Annotated in this window: 13 protein-coding genes and 4 pseudogenes; 6 read left to right on the top strand and 11 right to left on the bottom strand. The window is 40.8% G+C overall.

Annotation, left to right across the window (positions count from 1 at the left end; translation table 11 throughout):
* Nucleotides 1-22: 22 nt before the first annotated feature.
* From AAHH42_RS10950 to AAHH42_RS10940, 3 genes and pseudogenes are all read left to right on the top strand, one after another.
* Entirely contained in the window at nucleotides 23-298 is a 276-nt protein-coding gene (locus AAHH42_RS10950) for a hypothetical protein (protein WP_342221117.1), read from the top strand.
* 492 nt (nucleotides 299-790) lie between these two features.
* Nucleotides 791-967, top strand: a pseudogene (locus tag AAHH42_RS10945) (lysozyme); the annotation flags it as partial.
* On the top strand, nucleotides 960-1,418 hold the full coding sequence (locus AAHH42_RS10940) for a lysis protein (RefSeq protein WP_342221116.1): 459 nt from the start codon (nucleotides 960-962) through the stop codon (nucleotides 1,416-1,418). The pseudogene AAHH42_RS10945 and the gene AAHH42_RS10940, both read left to right, overlap by 8 nt.
* Before the next feature lie 230 nt (nucleotides 1,419-1,648).
* On the opposite strand, the pseudogene AAHH42_RS10935 reads toward AAHH42_RS10940, so the two are convergent.
* Nucleotides 1,649-2,034 (bottom strand): annotated as a pseudogene (locus AAHH42_RS10935) (ATP-binding protein); the annotation flags it as partial.
* Nucleotides 2,035-2,573: 539 nt separating this feature from the next.
* On the opposite strand from AAHH42_RS10935, the gene AAHH42_RS10930 reads away from it, so the two are divergent.
* Entirely contained in the window at nucleotides 2,574-3,452 is an 879-nt protein-coding gene (locus tag AAHH42_RS10930) for a hypothetical protein (protein WP_342221115.1), read from the top strand.
* Nucleotides 3,453-4,440: 988 nt separating this feature from the next.
* Here AAHH42_RS10930 and AAHH42_RS10925 read toward each other — a convergent pair.
* The 4 genes and pseudogenes from AAHH42_RS10925 to AAHH42_RS10905 form a co-directional block, all read right to left on the bottom strand.
* Nucleotides 4,441-5,415, bottom strand: coding sequence for an IS110 family transposase (locus tag AAHH42_RS10925; protein ID WP_342221038.1), 975 nt, complete (start codon nucleotides 5,413-5,415; stop codon nucleotides 4,441-4,443).
* A 366-nt stretch (nucleotides 5,416-5,781) separates the two neighbouring features.
* Nucleotides 5,782-7,227 carry a deoxyribodipyrimidine photo-lyase gene (phrB, locus tag AAHH42_RS10920; RefSeq protein WP_342221114.1) on the bottom strand — a complete coding sequence of 482 codons (1,446 nt, stop codon included), beginning with the start codon at nucleotides 7,225-7,227 and terminating at the stop codon, nucleotides 5,782-5,784.
* A 774-nt stretch (nucleotides 7,228-8,001) separates the two neighbouring features.
* On the bottom strand, nucleotides 8,002-9,015 hold the full coding sequence (locus AAHH42_RS10910) for an IS630 family transposase (RefSeq protein ID WP_342221113.1): 1,014 nt from the start codon (nucleotides 9,013-9,015) through the stop codon (nucleotides 8,002-8,004).
* Nucleotides 9,016-9,072: 57 nt separating this feature from the next.
* A pseudogene (locus AAHH42_RS10905) lies at nucleotides 9,073-9,285 on the bottom strand (helix-turn-helix domain-containing protein); the annotation flags it as partial.
* Between the two features lie 61 nt (nucleotides 9,286-9,346).
* Here AAHH42_RS10905 and AAHH42_RS10900 point away from each other — a divergent pair.
* Nucleotides 9,347-9,897, top strand: a pseudogene (locus tag AAHH42_RS10900) (IS5 family transposase); the annotation flags it as partial.
* A 928-nt stretch (nucleotides 9,898-10,825) separates the two neighbouring features.
* On the opposite strand, the gene pgsA reads toward AAHH42_RS10900, so the two are convergent.
* The 6 genes from pgsA to AAHH42_RS10870 all read right to left on the bottom strand — a co-directional run bounded on the left by pgsA (nucleotide 10,826) and on the right by AAHH42_RS10870 (nucleotide 17,037).
* Nucleotides 10,826-11,365, bottom strand: a complete 540-nt coding sequence (gene pgsA, locus AAHH42_RS10895) for a CDP-diacylglycerol--glycerol-3-phosphate 3-phosphatidyltransferase (protein ID WP_342221112.1) — start codon at nucleotides 11,363-11,365, stop codon at nucleotides 10,826-10,828.
* 48 nt (nucleotides 11,366-11,413) lie between these two features.
* Nucleotides 11,414-13,252 carry an excinuclease ABC subunit UvrC gene (uvrC, locus tag AAHH42_RS10890; protein WP_342221111.1) on the bottom strand — a complete coding sequence of 613 codons (1,839 nt, stop codon included), beginning with the start codon at nucleotides 13,250-13,252 and terminating at the stop codon, nucleotides 11,414-11,416.
* Complete coding sequence (gene uvrY, locus AAHH42_RS10885) at nucleotides 13,245-13,901, bottom strand: UvrY/SirA/GacA family response regulator transcription factor (RefSeq protein ID WP_072551130.1); 657 nt, start codon at nucleotides 13,899-13,901, stop codon at nucleotides 13,245-13,247. The genes uvrC and uvrY overlap by 8 nt, the downstream gene beginning before the upstream one ends.
* Nucleotides 13,902-14,590: 689 nt before the next feature.
* Nucleotides 14,591-15,421, bottom strand: a complete 831-nt coding sequence (locus tag AAHH42_RS10880) for a hypothetical protein (RefSeq protein ID WP_342221110.1) — start codon at nucleotides 15,419-15,421, stop codon at nucleotides 14,591-14,593.
* 529 nt (nucleotides 15,422-15,950) lie between these two features.
* Complete coding sequence (locus tag AAHH42_RS10875; protein WP_342221109.1) at nucleotides 15,951-16,460, bottom strand: helix-turn-helix domain-containing protein; 510 nt, start codon at nucleotides 16,458-16,460, stop codon at nucleotides 15,951-15,953.
* A 175-nt stretch (nucleotides 16,461-16,635) separates the two neighbouring features.
* Nucleotides 16,636-17,037 (bottom strand): YchJ family metal-binding protein, encoded by a 402-nt coding sequence (locus AAHH42_RS10870; RefSeq protein WP_342221108.1) that lies wholly within the window; start codon nucleotides 17,035-17,037, stop codon nucleotides 16,636-16,638.
* An 895-nt stretch (nucleotides 17,038-17,932) separates the two neighbouring features.
* Between AAHH42_RS10870 and AAHH42_RS10865 the strand changes: the two genes are divergently transcribed.
* Nucleotides 17,933-19,102, top strand: coding sequence for an Insecticial toxin (locus tag AAHH42_RS10865; RefSeq protein WP_342221107.1), 1,170 nt, complete (start codon nucleotides 17,933-17,935; stop codon nucleotides 19,100-19,102).
* Nucleotides 19,103-19,153 lie beyond the last annotated feature (51 nt).

The following is a 19,153-nucleotide window of genomic DNA, read 5'->3' as shown; positions in this document are numbered from 1 at the left end:
TACGGCAACCCAATTAACGAAAATGATCACACTCAAAAGCATTATCGCCTTCAAACTGATGCATATGACCAAAATGGCAGAGTTGTGTCCTGAGGCTACCTGCACCGATGTGTTGTCAAAGATAGAATGGCAAACCCCCACAGTGCTTCAGGCAATAACATGGCTGGGTCAATTGGGAGGATTTCTTAACCGACGTGCCGAGGGTTTACCGGGAATCATGTCGCTTTGGCGAGGGTATGAGATCCTGCAAGAAAATGTGAGATTGTTCATTATTCTTAATAACAAAAATTGTGGGTAAAAGTGAGACCTCAATCCCATTGAACATCAATGGGCACAAGCCAAAAGCAAAAGAAGGAACTTAAATTGCAGCCTTGACGCCTTATTCTCTCAATATAGTGCATAATCATTATTATGTCGTTCAGCCATAACATTATTTCGTATTAATGAATAGGGCACTTATAATCTCAACAATATGTATAAAGTCGCTGTTGACGCTTGTATGACGAACAAAAAACATTCATGAGAACACCCTGGAGAGCAGGCACGCCAGCGTGATACAGTGCTATCAAATTTTAAGGATCTGCTCATCTTGCCCAGCATCCTAATTTGAGTTCATGATAATGATCATACTCCGACAAATTAAGGACTGAATTATGAATTACGACGACGAAGAAGTAGTACCGGTGGGAGATTGAAGTAAAAATGATTATATTATGCTGAAGTGTTTTCCCTGAAAGATCATTGAGTTAGTGAAATTAAAAAAGGGGGGAAACAACTCGCATCGTAGGTCTCGTCGACCTTCTATCGAAAATTGAGTGTTGATGACTACTGCAGTGCCTGTGCAGAAATTAAGCGCTGGATATTCGATGGCGGTAAAGGTTGTCGTATCCGTGCGAATAACTGTTCAGGTCAACCGATTAGACGAGAGCAAGAAAGTGAGCTTACGTGTTGGGGATTAAATGTTTAATCGCTTATTTCTTATTCTTATAAACCTCATTCTGCTCGTGAGTCTCGCGGCGCTTTATTATCACGCTGAATCAGCAAAAAAAGACAGCGTCATTAAAACGGTAAGTGATGAGCGAGATAATCTCTTGGTCACTCTCCAAACAACGCAGAGACAACACCAACAAATAGCGGTGCTCGATAGCAAACACACTCAGGAATTAGCCGATGCAAAAACTCAGCTTACTGCCCTTAAACGTGATGTTCTTGCTGGCAAGCGTCGGATGCAGCTCGCTGCCCGCTGTCAAACATTGCCCGCCACCCCCACGGCCACCCGCCTGGATGATGCTACCGGTGCCCGACTTGACGACGCCGTTATCAACGATTATTTCCGTCTCCGAAAAGGCATTGAAATAGTCACGCAGCAAATTGCGGGCCTGCAGGCATACATTACCCAGGTCTGTTTGGTCCAATAAATAATCGAGAAGATAACGTTGGGTTACGGTGTTAGTGCCATACGCATTTGAAATGCCGATGGTGAATTCATCCGTAAGCATTCTTAAAAGGTAGCATTTGAAATACGCCCCCTTAGCTACCGTTTTGCTCGTTAATCAATGCTTATCAACAGCAATCGAATTTTGACCCACTAACGTGGTAAAAACGGCAATATAAAATTGACACATCTTGAGTATTTTTTATCCAAAAATCAGTGCTTTTCTAGATCGGTGACAGGTACAATTCCTGCTGTTTTTTTCCTTTTAATCGGTAGCTGTTACCGCTGATTTGGACTATGTGTGCATGGTGCAGTAACCTATCGAGTAAAGCAGCCGTTAACGTTTGATCGTCTGCAAAGGCCGTTGAGCACTGTGAAAAAGGCAAATTACTTGTCACCATCACGCGTCCTTGTTCATAGCGTTTTGCTATGACGTTGAAAAACAGATTAGCCTCTGCCCGTCCAAACGGGAGATAACCAATTTCACCAATCACGAACAGCTTTGGCGACAAAATACTGCGTTTCAGGTAAGCCTCTAAGTGTTCTTGTTTCTTTGCTATGCTAAGTTGCAACATTAAATCTGCTGTGCTGATAAATCGTACTATCCAAAACACCGCATTAATAAATTGCCGATTATCTCGAGCTATACCGCACCAGGTGCCTTTTCTTCCAGGGAGATGAGGTTCCAATCGGCTCCAAACAGGATCGGATATATCGTGGCGGCGATGGGCTAAATTCATTCCCGAATCATCTCAACAGTAGTCGTTATTTGCTGCATGATAATATATTTTTTATTACGTGACGGCCCTATTTAGGGACAGAACCTGGTCATAATATAAATATTATATTTTGACCAGGTATTATATCAGCGAGTATTTTTTACTGGCTGTAGCTATAAAGAAACCTTCATGCTTATTCTTAATTCTTATTAAGTAGATTAAAGATTAATTAATAACATTTCTTTAAGATTAGAACACAATCTTTGCTATTTTAAATTTTTATTAGGGTTAAACAGCATCAGGACCTGTTGACACTTAACTAGTGCTTGACCATCTGGTTATCTTTTTACATTAAATAAGGATGAAGGTTGAAAGATTGTGTAGGTAATATGCAAACGGGATGCATTCAAAAATAAAGAATGAAAACACTGACCTCTTTTTTGGGAATAAAAGTAAAAGAAAAAAAACAGGATAAGAGTAAACTGGTTGCAGAAAGTAATGCAGAGGGAAGAAACAGTAATAATCCACTGGCAGCTGCTTCAACAACATCGCCAAACAGTATGGCCGGTGTTGACGAAAATAACACCAGGCTCCTCGCTATTTTTAGCAATATGTTGCAAAACCCGACACAGCTCGGTTCAACTCTCGAGATAATCACCCGTTTATTGCCCGATAACGTACAGGTAAAAGAGTTGCTGGCATTCATCCCTACTATTCACTCCGCCCCGCGTGAAATAGAAGATTACCTGCAAACCCAACTTAACGATATCTTCAAAGATATTATCTTGCCACGTATTACATCCACACAGTGGCAAGAGATAATCCCTCAACTTAACGGAGCTCCGAGGGATGAGGCCGCTATCAGAGATAGAATAGTGACAATCATTCTTGACTCACTCCCAACATGGCTAAATCAACCCCTTATCCCCTTGGAAATAGTACACAAAGAGGGTACCTGGCAAGTCAATCGCTGTTTCACGCAACAAGATAGTGGTAGCACGGTTAACTTTCCGACTCAAAGTGGACAGTTCATAGAAGCCCGCGTGCTCTTTGAGAATGAACAATTTCGTTTACAACTCTCCGGTGTTAACCCGGAGGAACATTTAACGGGCGTAACATTACAGCCCCCCTTGTTAACAACGCCATATCCGATTGAAATGATAGAAAATGGACAAGAAGAGAAGCCATCTAGAATCGGGCAGAAGTTTATTCTTAGACCAAGAAAGGGGGGGGGGTACAATTTGCAATCGCCGCTAGAGTTACCGCAATTGAACCCGTCACGGGAAAAACCACTATAGTAAAACTGCACATACAAAATCCAGCCAGTGATTATCTAACCTGGTTACCTGCCCATATTGCTATTTTACAAAGAGGCAGAGAAAGTTATGGGCAAGCGATCTATCAATTTCCTGATCGCCCTGAATTTAACCCCTTAGCGCCTCTCTCCCCCGTAGTTGCCACCACCATCCCGGCTGCACAACAAATTACAGAACGATTAGAATTGAGCGTCATTTTAAAACCCTTTCACATAAAAGCTGCGGTTATTCGCAAGCTTTTACAGCCTCCTACAGATAGCTATGTAATGGCAGCGATAATCGCGGGCCTGCAACCACAAACGCTAACAGCACCGGCATTGGTTGATGCAATTAATTTAACCAGTTTGGCACAACGCGAGAGTTTGGCAGATCGTGTTTATACTATCATTAGGGACTATATTTTCCTGCGAGCCGATCAACGCTTATTAGACGAGATTCTGGATCAACATGCTGCTGATTTTAATCAACAGGGAAATGTGCCAGATGGACAATTTATTGAGCAACAGGCTAATAATATCATTCAGGCATTGCTTACCAGAGCACTGAATGAACCTGTGATCCCTCTTCGTCTCACCCTTTCACAAGATGGAACCTATTGGCAGACAAACCGCTATTTTACTCAACAAGATATTGGTAGCATGGTTGCCGTACCAACAGCGAGCGGCCAGACGGTCTTTGCACGTATCGATAGAGATCCGGAGGATATCAATCTTCCTTTTCATAAAGCCCGTGTTGTATTCAAAATTTCAGGTGTTAACAAAGACTCTATTAAAGTGTTGGGGGATACGGCCAGGAGAGTACAACGATTACGTTCAGACTTCATCGATCGTCATCAAATAGCGCCACCAACAATCGGTTCGGATTGGCTTACTACGAGGCCAGGCAATGTAAAAGAAACTAACGCACTTCAACAAGGCGAGGAATTTACATTGCAATTTGAAGGGAGAGATGTCAGATACCGTCTTGCCCATCATGATGCAAGTGCTATTTTTGTATCGAATGGGATGCCTGATTTCAGCACACCATACGCCAGTTGGAGTAATTTGCGCATTGCTGCACAGACGCCCATTTTACCCCCTTTATGGCGTGATACGAGTCGTTGCCACTGTGCTTTCACTATCGGATTACAAGAAAGGGCAGCCAGAGCGGGCATATACAACGCTTTCCTGAGCTCGGTATGACCCCGTTTTGATAGGCGGCTCCGTCCTTTAAATAAACCTGATTCACAAAGTTTTGGGTTAAGCCCGGCATAGGCCACCACTGCCTTACTGTTAGTGAATTTTGACACATTACCCACATACGCCAGCAAACTGGCACTTAGTATTTCACCGATACCAGGAATACTCTCCAGCAACGCTTTATTTTTCTTTAAGTCAGGATCGTTATCGATATGGTTTTTTATTTTTTCTTTGGTGGCCTGGATTTGTTGTTTAAGTGCAGAAATGATTTCAAGCAGTGAGGATTGAACGACATCGTCAGCCACTGATTGCCGATTTTCTTGCATTTGCCTCATTTCCTCTAAACTCTTTAGATGGCGTACTAGCGCGGTTAATTGACGTTCGCTCAAGGGAGGAGGAGTCCAGAGGACAGGTGTATGCAGTGCGCAGTAGCGCACTATCATTTTTGCATCCCCCTGATCCGTCTTGTTCCGACTCAGTTCACTCTCACCAAAGGCATGAATACGTGATGGGTTTTCTAGGCTGACGTCAATGCCATTATCAACTAAGAACATAGCCAGTGGAACACTGTAACTCCCTGTGGCTTCGAGACAAATATGACAATCCCCGTAAGGGATAAGCCATTTCAGTAGTTGGCTAAATCCAGAGGGGGTATTCGGGAATGCTTTTGTTTTATACTTTTTTCTCTCTACCCACACTGCAACATCGAATTTTAATTTGGCAACATCAATACCCACTGCGGTCTTGTCCATGGCTGATTCTCCCATGAAAAACAGATAATTAAATGATCGCCCCGACCTTCCTTATAAATACGTGCTCTTAGCACAAGATACCGTTCGGTCTTACAGGCGACGATAAATATGTCACCGGGGTTTTATCTGACTGCACAAGCTTTAAGCCTAAGGGCGCAAACAAACTCTCCGGTGACATCCCAATGATCAGTTGGGGATCATCAACCTTTGAAAGTTAATAATCAAGATATAAGGGCGCAAGTTTTGGAGCACTAGACCAGTTAATTCTGGTCACAAATGTTGTTGTTTACAGGTTATTACAGCTAGGTCTTTATATCCGGATTGGCAGTCTGGCCCGCTTCCCATACTGATTATTTTTCGACGCCTCAATTCGATGGAATTTTAGACGTTGCCTGCCATTTTTTTAGCGCGTTCGAAGGCGGCTAATGTTCGGGTCCTCGCGGCTCCATGGTCGACGATGGGAAGCGGATAATCGAGCGGTTGACCCTGTTTCGTTGCCCATTCGTGGGGAGTATGAATATAGCGATCTGGCACCGCTGTTAATTCCGGCAGCCAATGGCGGACAAATGCCCCGGTGGGGTCATATTTTTTCCCTTGCAGGGTAGGATTAAAAATACGGAAATAGGGTGCGGCATCAGTTCCCGTTGAAGCCGCCCATTGCCAGCCGCCATTATTCGCAGCCAGATCCCCATCAAGCAGTTGAGACATAAAATAACGCTCACCTTTACGCCAATCAATCAGTAAATCCTTCACCAAAAAGCTTGCTGCGATCATCCGTAGTCGATTGTGCATCAAACCCGTTTCATTGAGCTGACGCATCGCGGCATCGACAATCGGATAGCCTGTCTTACCTTCCTGCCATGCGAGGAGCGCTTGGGGGTTGTTATGCCAAATAATTTTATCAGTCCACGCCATAAAAGGCTGATGTTGGCAAAGGGAAGGATAGGCGACGATAAGATGGCGATAAAATTCTCGCCAAATCAGTTCATTTAGCCAACTAAACGCGCCAGAAACCGTGTTTTCAAATAAATGGGGACATTCCGCTAGCAGACGACTGAGACATTGCCGCGGGGATAACGCCCCTATCGCCAAATAGGGAGACAGGCCACTCGTGCCATCCAGGGAAGGAATATCCCGTTGGGTAGAATAATGCTGTACTTTTTGGCGGCAGAAAACGCGCAAACGATTCAGTGCGGCCTGCTCGCCCACCGGAAAGGTTTTATTCGGCACGACATGATGGGGTGTAAACGGGGGAATCGGGAAGGGATCGAGCGCCTGAGCAGAAGATCTTTTCTCCGGACGAGGGAGGCAACGATTATTTTCACAACGGAGTTTTTTCAAGTAGGCCTGGCGAAAGGGCGTGTAAACTTTGTACATGGCCCCACTTTGCGTCAAAACGCTATCTGGTGGTAGTAACAGGCTGTCATCAAATACGACAATTTTCACGCTGTCTTGCAGTAACTTGGCTACCAAGTGGTCACGGCGGCGTTCGTTAATTTCATATTGGCGGTTGAAAAAAAGCCTCTCTACCCGATTATTCATGCAGTAGTCTGCTAACCATCTCGCCGCCTCCGTATAAGTATCGCAGAGGTGACAGATCAGTGTGATCCCAAGTGCCTGCAGCTGTCTGCTAATTTGAATGAGGTGATCATGGATAAACGTCAGTTGACGCAGTGACATCGCATGCTGTTGCCATTGCCCCAGTGTGGCGGTAAACACGGCGCTGACCGTGGCATCAGGGTCATCACAGGCTGTGTACAGGGCCTTATTGTCCGTCAGGCGAAGATCGTTACGTAGCCAGACAACATGATATTTTCGGTGATGCATGTCGGATCTCCTTTTTTCGCTCGCGTTTGTGCCGTACGCTCCATGGTTTGACAAGGGGTATAATCGTTTTTTGCAAGTTTATTACGACACAATAAATTATGATAAAGAATTAATTATTGATCTTTTCAAGGAAAATAATTAAGAAAAGTGATCATAAGGATAATTTTTGTGTTAATTCCCTATACCTCAAACAAGACTCCAACCGTAACATTATCTCAACATCCAGCCCGCCTGCTCGCCAGTTCTCAACCCTCCTCTGTCTTGGCTACTACAGAAGTTAAAAATACAGCTCTATCACTTGCTAATACAAGACCTGTTAACGGGGGTAAGTCATGATACGTGTGTAATTGACCAGTTTAGATTTTCAATCTGCCTCTAAAACCATATGAAACAAGGCTTGGAGCTATCCGAGATTCAAATAACAATACCCCCTAGGGGATACCGGTATAAAGATTGAAAATATTTTGATAACAGATTGAGAATTTATTGATTTAACCTCATCGCAACATGCCGTCTTAATTCACCATCAGGACCCACATATCGGAATAGGGTCGCGCGGGTAACGCCTAGCTCCTTACATAACTCACTGACAACCGTATCTTTATTACCCATGGCGGCCTCTGTGCCAGGCTGATTTGAGCTCTGGAGAGGGGTCGTGTGGAAGAACTGACAAAAATGTTCGTTCTAAATTAACATTCTGAAATTATTTTCTTTTTTCTACCAAAAAATACACCACGTGATCGCAAATATACTCATTCAACTTGAAGGTCTGGATTAGATGGTTTGGAAATTATCGTTAATTCTGCCCCTGAGAAAGGGAGCAATTTTTGCCAATGTACTATCAAAAAATTCGGCTATAGCCCCACGAAACTCTTTGGCTGAAGAGAAAAATCGGTTGTTTCTGACACGCTCGTTCATGACCTTCCATAATCGCTCGATGGGATTAAGATTAGGGCTATAAGGGGGTAAATAATGGAGTACGATAGCCTTCTCTAATGCGGCGTCTTTGACTCGCTGACGGCAATGATAGCCAGAATTATCTAAAATAATGTGTATCTTTTGTGCATCAGGATAAGCAGCTTTGAGCTGCTCAAAAAAAGCGACGGTGGTTTCTGAATTCACCTGCTCAGGACGGGCACTGACCACCTTCATGGTGCTCAATTCAATGGCTCCCATGACATTAACCCGTGTTTTTGCCCCTGTTTTGACCAGCGGCTTATCTTTGCCTTTCCTTATCCAACCGCAGACCACTTTAGTAGCCATCGTTGGAGGGGCTGAATCCATAAAAACAATCGGTTCATTCTTAAGAGCACTCTCTAGCAAAGTGAAATAAGACGCGATAAACGCTTCTTGCTGAGCAACATCCACTTTAACCGGCGTCGCTTTGGGCTGCTTATAGCTAAAACAATGCGCTTTCAGCCATTTTGTCATGCCAGATACGGTGTAACAGACGCCAAATTGGGTTTCCACATAAGCACAGATATCGATGACACGGCTATAAGTCGTGCTTTCAATGTGTTTTTCAAGCAATAAAGATTCATGCACGCTCAACTTACTATACGAGCCGCCATTTTCAGGCTTTAATTTTTCGTCTGAAAGCCAATCTGTTACATGTTGCCTCACTGTTTCTTCATGAATACGTAATGCTTGGGCAATCGCTTTGTTATTCCAGCCTTCATTTTTCAACAACACCGCTTTGATTCGATCTCGAACACGGCCATCGTGTTCGTAACGATTAAGGCGTTCCAAATCTTGTTTTTGAGAGGCTGTCAGTGAGTTTATTTTCATGACCTTATTTTTAATCTAGTTGAGCAAATTTTCCAGTGGTTTTAATGGCGATGGGTATATATGCGGCTCCACTCGATTTTTTTCGATAGGTTTTTTACGGCTTATTTCCACCAAGGCTGGCTCACCTCCCTGCTCATACAGCTTTTTAAAACGGTAATAACTGTCTCTGCTGTAGCCCATGACTTTACACGCTGACTGAACATTACACAGCTGTTTTGCCAGGTCAAGTAAGCCGAGTTTCGGTTTGATTATTTTTGCTGTTTGATTCATTTCTAACACGCCTTCATTTCATATTAAATATATTGAAATGTCAGATTAAATTCAAACTTTTACAAAATTAAAGCATCCTGATTTTGCCCTACCTGGACGCAAAGCTTTATTAAAAAGTGATAGGGAGTATGAGCTCGTTCTTATTGACGCCACAGAAACGCCGATTGAACGTCCAAAAAAAACAAAAGCAGTTTTACTCAGGAAAAAAGAAACGACCCACCTTAAAAACCCAAGTGTTCGTCGATAAAAAAAGCAAAGCAGTCATCTGTACAACCATTTACTAATGGGAGGCGTCATGATTTTAGGTTGCTCAAGGAGTCTGGTGTGCGAATACATCCTGAAATCAAAACAGTGACAGATACAGGTTACCAAGGGCTTGGCAAGATTCATTCAAACTCGGCGTTGCCTAAGAAAAAGACAAAGAAAAATCCTTTAACACAAGAAGATAAACGCAACAATCGTAAGTTATCAAGCCTGCGTGTATTAAACGAAAATGTCATTGGTATGATTAAACGATTTAAAATTGTATCAGATCGTTATCAAAACAGGCGAAAACGGTTTGGATTAAGATTTAATCTGATTGCAGCAATTTATAACATGGAAATTAGATAAATGAGAGTTTCCGAAGAGGTCTAATGAGTCAGGTGGGGAAATACATCCGCTTGTGCTTGTTGAACGGTACTCAAACAACGGCAATATTGGTGTACAATGACACAAATGACAGGTCAAAACGAATCAGCAACTTAATGAAGAACTGTGACACATCATTCCTGCAAAAAGCGACCCGAAAAACGCCATTGTTTCCTAAATAAAAACAAGAAAAAAAAGTGATTTCCGGCATTCGTATTACCACTGAACACGCCATCGTGGGCATCATTAATTATCTGATCCGTTGTAAAATTCAATTTTTTGCCATAATAATTCAGCGTATAACAAGTAGGGTTGACGCTATTTTTGAGTAATGGATTGACACTCCATGAATACCAATATATCAGACCGTCTATTATATTCTGTGTACTGACTCGAATAAATAAGTTCACTATGGTCATGACCATGAATGACATGATTATATAATAAAAAATGATATTATTTATTTGTAGGAATATACATAGACGCATAAAAGCGACCTGCCCACCCTGCGTTAAATCATAGGAATTCAGGTTCATTATTTTCTCAATGTAAAGCAGGATGAATGGAAGGGTAACTTGAATTTAGTGGTTTCTGCCTCCATCTTCTTACTATCCAAACGTAGTTTAGAAAGCTCAGCATTTATCCTTGATGTTTCAGCACTGTTTTTTGACGTTTCAGCTATCAATCTTGCTATTTATGCATATATTTTTTCAGATTCGTGATTGTCCAATCTCTTACTGGTCATTTTTTTCTCCTGAAGAGCATTGGTGCTCGCTTTTAATTAATAGCCATTTGCAAATAAAGAGCGAGTCACTGCTTGTTGCTATATTTTCAACATTATTTCCCACTGTGTATGCGGATGATCCTTACAGAATTTCTATCCTATTTTATGTAAAAATTGTGTAAGTCCTTATAAATGTTTCCATACCCTATTTAAATATTGAAACATTGACCAAAATGTCAGCACCACAGCAACGTAAAGCAAGACAATACTGGTAAATTCGACAATGGGTATCGGCCGCCAGAGTAAACCTACCAATGATAACATTTGCGCCGTTGTTTTCATTTTACCCATCCAAGAAACAACCATACTGCTACCTTTTCCTATCTCCGCCATCCATTCACGTAATGAAGATATGATAATTTCACGTGTAATCACAATTGCTACAGGTAATGTAATCCACCAAACATGGTAGTACTCTGTAACGAGCATGAGAGCGATAACCACCATCACTTTATCCGCAACTGGATCAAGAAACGCCCCGAAACGAGTGGTTTGTTTCCAACGCCTGGCTAAAAAACCATCAAACCAATCAGTCACTGCGGCAAACACAAAGATAAGAGCACAGAACATCGGTGCCCACGTGAAAGGCAGGTAAAATGCCAGAACGAAAAATGGGACAAGTACAATACGAAGCAAAGTAAGCCAGGTCGGTATATTCAATTGCATAGTGCTACGCTAATCTGATCGAGGTGAATGGACGAGTATGGTGCAACATTAACTCCCGTGTTTCAATGCATCGTAGACTCTTTTAGCCAATGTTTGTGAAATACTCGGCACTCTTGCAATTTCTTCAATGCTGGCACTAAGTAGTGGTTGTAATCCCCCCATATACTTCAATAACATTTGACGTCGTTTCGCACCTATACCTTGAATCGTTTCTAATATACTGGTCTTTTTCACTTTCGAACGGCGTTGCCGGTGCCCGACTATGGCATGATTATGAGAATCATTACGGATTTGCTGGATCAAATGCAAAGCAGGTGACTCTGGCGGTAACGATTGTCCTTCACTTTGCTTTACAAAAAATAACATTTCTAATCCCGCTTTACGATCACGCCCCTTTGCAACAGCCACCAGCAATGGTTTTTGCTTATCCCAAGGAACATCTAATGAAGAAAATACATTAATAGCCTGAGTGAGTTGCCCTTTTCCTCCATCAATAAAGATAACATCAGGAATGTACTTATCATCCAGCGCTTTATCATAGCGTCGTATCAATACTTGTGACATTGCAGCGTAATCATCTCCCGGGGTAATAGCACTAATATTATAGCGTCTGTATTGAGATCGTAGTGCGCCATTGCCATCGAAAACGACACAAGAGGCTACTGTCTGTTCCCCCATCGTATGGCTGATATCGAAGCACTCTATCCGATTTATCACTTCGAGGTTTAAAATGATAGCCAACTCTTTCATTCTTTTCTGGGTAGTAGATCGTTGTGATAAACACGTCATCAATGCAGTCGTAGCATTGGTGCGCGCCAATTTTAGGTAGCGAGAACGAGTGCCACGCGGATGGCTTTGTATCTGAATTTTACGACCTGTCACCTTGGTCAACGACGCCAAAAGTAGATCTTTTTCAGACAAACTAAAATCCAGTAAGATCTCCCCAGGTAAAGTACGCAATTGACTACCCTGCAGATAAAATTGACCGATGAAAGTCTGTATTACCTCGTCTAGCTCCGTTCCATTTGGTACTTTAGGAAAGTAGCTACGACTACCCAACACTTTACCTTGACGAATAAACAAAACATGAACGCAGGCTAAGCCCGCATCAAAAGCAACTCCGATCACATCAATATCTTGATGATCTCCAGAAACAAATTGTTTTTCCGTTACTTGGCGCACAACCTTAATTTGATCACGAATACGGGCAGCTTCTTCAAAATGTAATAATTGGCTAGCGGCTTCCATACGGGAGATTAATTGAGTTAACACTTGCTGGTCTTTGCCAGTAAGGAACCAGCGAATATAATTGACCTGCTGTTGATATTCTTCATCACTGATGAAACCCTTTACGCAGGGAGCTGAGCAACGGCCGATCTGATACTGTAAGCAAGGGCGAGAACGATTGCGATAAATACTATTCTCACATTGCCGCACGGGGAACAACTTTTGCATCAATGCCAATGTTTCTCGTACGGCATAAGAATTAGGAAATGGCCCGAAATATTCTCCTTCCTCGTGCGTTGCTCCACGATGCAGAGCAAGACGAGGATGAGTGTCTGCACTGAGAAAAATAAATGGGTAGGATTTATCATCACGCAGTAAAACGTTATATCGTGGCTGATAGCGCTTAATATAATTGTGTTCCAGTAACAATGCCTCAGTTTCGGTATGTGTTACTGTAACATCAATTTGAACAATATTTTTAACCAAATGCTCTGTTTTCAGGTTGCTTACCTGGGTGTGAAAGTAATGGGTCAGGCGTTTTTTTAGGTCTTTAGCTTTGCCGACATAAATCACCGTCCCTATCGCATCATACATGCGGTAGACGCCGGGTTGACTAGTGACCGTTTTTAGAAACTCTTTTGCATCAAAACAATTACTCATCGTTTGACAAAGTCTCCTTATTAAAAAATCCATGACGAATAGCTAAATGAGTCAATTCAACGTCGCCATTTATATTAAGCTTGCTGAACATCCGGTAACGATAGCTATTAACTGTTTTTGGACTAAGATGAAGTTGCTCAGATATTTCATTCACTTTTTGTCCTTTGGTTATCATTCGCATAATCTGCAATTCACGATCCGAAAGACAAAAAAGCGAGGTCTCAACCGGAGGCTGCAGTTGACTTAAGGCCATTTGTTGCGCGATATCTGATGCAATATAGCGCTGGCCTGAGTGAACAGCTCGAATAGCATTGACTACATCTTGAGGAGCTGCACCTTTACTGAGATAACCACTCGCCCCTGCTTGCATAACTTTCGCTGGCAATGGATTCTCCGTATATATAGTTAGCATTATTACTTTACTATCGGGCGAGAAACGCAAAATTTTCCGGGTCGCTTCTAACCCACCGATACCGGGCATGTTCATATCCATTAATACGATGTTTGCTGAATGGCTACGGCACCATTTTACAGCTTCTTCACCGCATTGCGCTTCACCTGCAACTTTGATACCCCTGGTATCTTCAAGAATGCGTCGCATCCCTGTGCGCACAAGTTCGTGGTCATCAACAAGAAGAACGCTAATCAAAAAAATTCTCCAAAATAAGTGAGTAACCTAATCGCTCTTTGTTTAAAACTTACATCAGCGATATTACTTGTTTTCAGTCAAAGAGTGAATACTGAAAATTTATAATGTTACATTAATGTTGTTTAACATTTCATGCTAGTCCAACTGTTATACTGCCACATTTGCAGTTAAAAAAACTAATTAAAAACATTTATCTATTTACCTTGATTATTTCATGTCTAATATAACTTATTAATTTTTAAAGGCATTGTAAATATTTTCAAGTTCATTTTTTAAAAAAATATTGATAGTGACAGATTAGAAAATAATCCAATAAAATACTACTATTTTATAATCTGTAATTTTTTAGAGTCATAAACTGGAAATTGAAACGAGACAGATAAGGGAAAAAAAATAATATTAAATTCTATTAATATTGCTTATGTAAGAATATTAAACAATAAGCATTTCTCATGAATACTATAAAATTATAAAAAAATAATGGATTCAATGTAATTAGGTAAAATAGATGAGTACTCTTTTAAGCGGATGTACGTCCCTACCTGACTCATTATTACAATCAAGTCAGGCTACATAGTGTTAATGATTACCAAGCGCCACTGATGAAAAAACATAAAGCGACATAAAACCCCTGAATTTGTGTCCAAAATTACTTGACCAGAATATTAAGAGCGCGGATTGGTCGTGAATTATTTCCTTCTGGCAAAAATCTGTGGCCCCTGATAAGTTAAGTCGGTATTGATATTCCACAGGGCCTGGAGGGTTCGTTCTGAAAGTGGGTTACCTCCAAGGAAAACGTGGCCACTCTGAGGCAAACGAGTTATGGACACAGGTAGGCTGGTTAGTTGATTATCAAACACCCATAATATTATCAGAGATACAGGTAAATTATCAGGCAGTACTGTCAGTTCATTATCAGACACATCTAATGTTGTCAGAGATGCCGGTAAATTATCAGGCAGTGATGTCAGTTGATTATCAGACACATCTAATGTTGTCAGAGATGCCGGTAAATTATCAGGCAGTGATGTCAGTTGATTATTAAACACCCATAATGTTGTCAGAGATACAGGTAAATTATCAGGCAATGCTATCAGTTGATTATCAGACACATCTAATATTGTCAGAGATACAGGTAAATTATCAGGCAGTGATGTCAGTTTGTTATAGAAGAGATTCAGTGTTTTTATACTAGGGGGAAGTAGGTTTGGCAATGAGCTCAGCTTAAGATCAGAGAGCCAGAGGACTGCATCATTTTTCTCCAAGCAATTTTTCATTTTCAATAGGGCTTCCTGCCGTTTTTCGCCTTCTTTTCCAGCTTCATTTGCCCATTTATGCCATAACTGATGGTATTCTTTTGTCATTAAATATTTCATTGAGGTTTGATTTGTTTTTCCCATTTGTGCATGACTGTTTGGGGCACTCGGTACTGGCAGTGGATGTGATGTTTCATTGCTATCCGAACCTGTAGCTGTTCTTCGACTAAGGGGCAAATTAGAATTAAGGTTTTCGATGGGCACTTTTTCTCCGGTACGCATTTAAATATTTTTTATGTCATAGTTACTAGATGAGTATATTTTAAACAATATACACTCATCATCATCCATAATATTGGAAAAATCAGATTATTTAATAGTGCTCAACATTATGATTTTTATAAAAAATTGATAATATTCTTCTAAACAAAAAACAGTATCTTCAAATCAAATGGATATCAGTGAAGGCCATTATATTTTTTATAAAAATATATGTTTTCAAAAAACGACCAAATGGGGTAATAACCGGAAAGATAAAGAAGCAAAAAGGGGACTCTGGTCTTTTTCCGAATCACAGAAAGTACAGCCTTCGGAAGCGCACAAATCAAAAGGTCAACTGGAGAGAAAAAAATCATCCCCCCTCACGCTATCTGAGTTTAGCTACGATGGAAAACATTTTTGTAGCAGGGATTCAAGTGTATACTCATTCAACTTGAAGGTCTGGATTAGATGGTTTGGAAATTATCGTTAATTCCGCCCCCTGAGAAAGGGAGCAATTTTTGCCAATGTACTATCAAAAAATTCGGCTATAGCCCCACGAAACTCCACTCTCTAGCAAAGTGAAATAAGACGCGATAAACGCTTCTTGCTGAGCAACATCCACTTTAACCGGCGTCGCTTTGGGCTGCTTATAGCTAAAACAATGCGCTTTCAGCCATTTTGTCATGCCAGATACGGTGTAACAGACGCCAAATTGGGTTTCCACATAAGCACAGATATCGATGACACGGCTATAAGTCGTGCTTTCAATGTGTTTTTCAAGCAATAAAGATTCATGCACGCTCAACTTACTATACGAGCCGCCATTTTCAGGCTTTAATTTTTCGTCTGAAAGCCAATCTGTTACATGTTGCCTCACTGTTTCTTCATGAATACGTAATGCTTGGGCAATCGCTTTGTTATTCCAGCCTTCATTTTTCAACAACACCGCTTTGATTCGATCTCGAACACGGCCATCGTGTTCGTAACGATTAAGGCGTTCCAAATCTTGTTTTTGAGAGGCTGTCAGTGAGTTTATTTTCATGACCTTATTTTTAATCTAGTTGAGCAAATTTTCCAGTGGTTTTAATGCCGATGGGTATAACTGCGCGATTTAATATATTCTTCTAAACAAAAAAACAGTATCTTCAGGTCAAATGGGTATATACAGTGCCAGAGAAGTGTCACAACAGTGTCACTGATTTCACGTCATTGTTTTACTACCTGGAGTATTTAGAAATACCATCTACATAATACCAGCGTTTTTTTAAACGGAGAAAACGTGAACATTCATATATCATGCTTGTTTTTGTAGTATTCCTATCAGTAAAGCCCGCACAAAATTCAACAAAACCTTCATCGGTATGAGATCCTGCCATTTCTTTTATCACGATCAGTCCATGCCATTCAGTGTCACATTGCATTAGCATTGCACGAAATTTTTCTGCATGACAATCCGGATGCCAACTGATAATCAAATAATCAACATTGTGTTTCACATAGGCACTATAGCGTGAACGCATCAAAATTCCGGGCGATGAGGCTATTTTTTCACCTATTACATAGGGTTCACAGCAAACATTATATTTTAATATACTACCGCATGGGCACAATTCTGACACGATATCCCCCTGGTATAAGCAAATTGATGCCAGACATACTACTTAATTTTAACGTAAAATTCAAAGTCATTGCTCAATTTATCCCGGGCTGAAGTTATTTATGAACGTCAAAAAAGCCGTAATCCGTTTATTGACTATCCTGAATGGGCAGTCAGTCTTTACGGGGAGAGTTGTGGGAAAGTCGACGTGAATATGACAAGGACCTCTACAAACATCGACATCTTGTGAGAATGCTTTTCTACATCTCAAGCGCTAGCGGGGCATTGCCACACGTTATGCAAAGAATACCCCCCCCCCTCTTTTCTCTCTGCTGTACAAATACAATGCCTTGCTCGACGGCTCAAGATTTTATGACGACACTATCTAGAGACGGTTTCCTCTTTTTCATCGTTAACTTTTGCTAGTAATATCAGACAGCTTTTGTGGTCAACTCATGTCATCAGACTGCCATCTTGCCCGTATACAGTATTATCTTCTCAATCTCTCATTGTCATCATATTACCATCAGGATTTATTACTAGAAGGTTGACTATAATAACCCTAAATTAAATCATGTTGCTATTTTATGATAAACAAAAAACCATGATAAAAATTGTGAAACTTAATGATTCAATTGATTCTGTATGACAATATTTTTTAATAATTCATCAAATAATTGATGAATTATTAAGGATATAGAAGAAGAATTTAATTTTAATTATAATATGAAAACAAGTTATTCATTATATTTAAGCAGAAAAGTATTCATTATGTAATTATTATTATATATTTTGTATATATGTGGGATTAGAATATTGAGATAATATTTTATTTAAAACAGAGTAATTATTAACACAAATAAAATTTCAATATTTTTTAAAAGATAAAAAATTAATTAAAATTTTGGAGATAATTTATGACTATTGGTGTAACACCCGTTTCCACTAATTCTTATAATATGCGAAACGGAAATCCTCACTATGATCAAAAATTACCGATAATCGCATCTGGGAATATACCGGAGTCGCTATTATTCAAGGAAAGAAATGATAGCTTTTCTAGCAACTCGAGTGGCTATTACAGTAATATATCCGAACATTTTTGTACAAAACAAACAGTGCCCATGAAAGCGGCAGCGGTAAAGAAAACAAAAGTCAATTCTAAACACTTAGAACAGACAGAGATTGAAAAAATCGTGGCTCGTGACTTTATCAGTGAAATACATATGAAGGCGATAGCCAAAGTTTCAATAAAACATCGTATCGCTATCACTTTTCGCTCAGCAGGTAGAGATACCCTGGAAAAGATAGCACAAGGAGCGGCAGCCAAAGGGCATGACATTATGGAAAAAACAATTAAACTTTCATCCATTGCAGCAGCCTATCCTAAGGAATCAAAAACGTTTCATCAAAAGATCTACGACCAATGTAAAGCGGTTGGTATCACAGGTTGTGTAGGACATTGGGATAAAGAGAAGGGGTTGATCGGTATTTATCTAGCCAGCGATCACGGTTTAGGAAACAAAGTAGAAGAAGGCATTTATCCCATCGACATGTCTAGACTGGAGGAAAGCCTTAAAGCATTAACAGTAGATCCCAATTGGAGGCGATTAGTCTTTACGGGTGATTATGATACACATGATATCCTAGTCCGGGGAGGAGCAGGAAGACCGCGTACCCCATCAGAAAAAGAAGAAAAAAGGGTAATTAATCTCATCAACGAAGGCGTCGCTGAAGTGGACGAAAAGCGGCCCCTTGAGGATAGAGAACGTAATGTCGCTAGACATGGTGCTCAAGTTCGTTTTATTGCACATATGTTACAAAATGAACTAGAAAAGGTTAAAGAAGACCGTGGTTTTTCAAAGCCGATTGCTGAGGCAGGGCCTTTCCCATTAGCGGCGATCAGCAAAGGAGTGTGGGCTATCATTCATGATATTCATGAGCTTAAAGCATTTTATGAAGATCATGGTGCCATTATGAAAGAAATTTGGCAGCCTAACGGAAGCAGGCAATTACACGGAATTGGTGAAAAAGTGACATTAAGCAGGGGTAGTAGGCGAGATTTGCACACAACAGCCTCTCGCTAATATGGCTGAACCTATCTCCGTTTGTGGAAACAGACGTTGTCCATGACGGTG

This window comes from Candidatus Fukatsuia endosymbiont of Tuberolachnus salignus (assembly GCF_964030845.1).
In the GTDB taxonomy this organism is placed as follows: Bacteria; Pseudomonadota; Gammaproteobacteria; order Enterobacterales; family Enterobacteriaceae; genus Fukatsuia; species Fukatsuia symbiotica.
Note: the sequence above shows the minus strand (reverse complement) of the source record. Positions and strands in the feature narration are given on the sequence as shown.

Excerpts from the sequence above, each read along its gene's own strand:
- AAHH42_RS10910 (WP_342221113.1), bottom strand. The coding sequence starts at position 9,015 with ATGAAAATAAACTCACTGACAGCCTCTCAAAAACAAGATTTGGAACGC.
- AAHH42_RS10950 (WP_342221117.1), top strand. The coding sequence starts at position 23 with ATGATCACACTCAAAAGCATTATCGCCTTCAAACTGATGCATATGACC.
- AAHH42_RS10865 (WP_342221107.1), top strand. The coding sequence starts at position 17,933 with ATGACTATTGGTGTAACACCCGTTTCCACTAATTCTTATAATATGCGA.
- AAHH42_RS10930 (WP_342221115.1), top strand. The coding sequence starts at position 2,574 with ATGAAAACACTGACCTCTTTTTTGGGAATAAAAGTAAAAGAAAAAAAA.
- AAHH42_RS10875 (WP_342221109.1), bottom strand. The coding sequence starts at position 16,460 with ATGAAAATAAACTCACTGACAGCCTCTCAAAAACAAGATTTGGAACGC.
- pgsA (WP_342221112.1), bottom strand. The coding sequence starts at position 11,365 with ATGCAATTGAATATACCGACCTGGCTTACTTTGCTTCGTATTGTACTT.
- phrB (WP_342221114.1), bottom strand. The coding sequence starts at position 7,227 with ATGCATCACCGAAAATATCATGTTGTCTGGCTACGTAACGATCTTCGC.
- AAHH42_RS10925 (WP_342221038.1), bottom strand. The coding sequence starts at position 5,415 with ATGGGAGAATCAGCCATGGACAAGACCGCAGTGGGTATTGATGTTGCC.
- AAHH42_RS10940 (WP_342221116.1), top strand. The coding sequence starts at position 960 with ATGTTTAATCGCTTATTTCTTATTCTTATAAACCTCATTCTGCTCGTG.
- uvrC (WP_342221111.1), bottom strand. The coding sequence starts at position 13,252 with ATGAGTAATTGTTTTGATGCAAAAGAGTTTCTAAAAACGGTCACTAGT.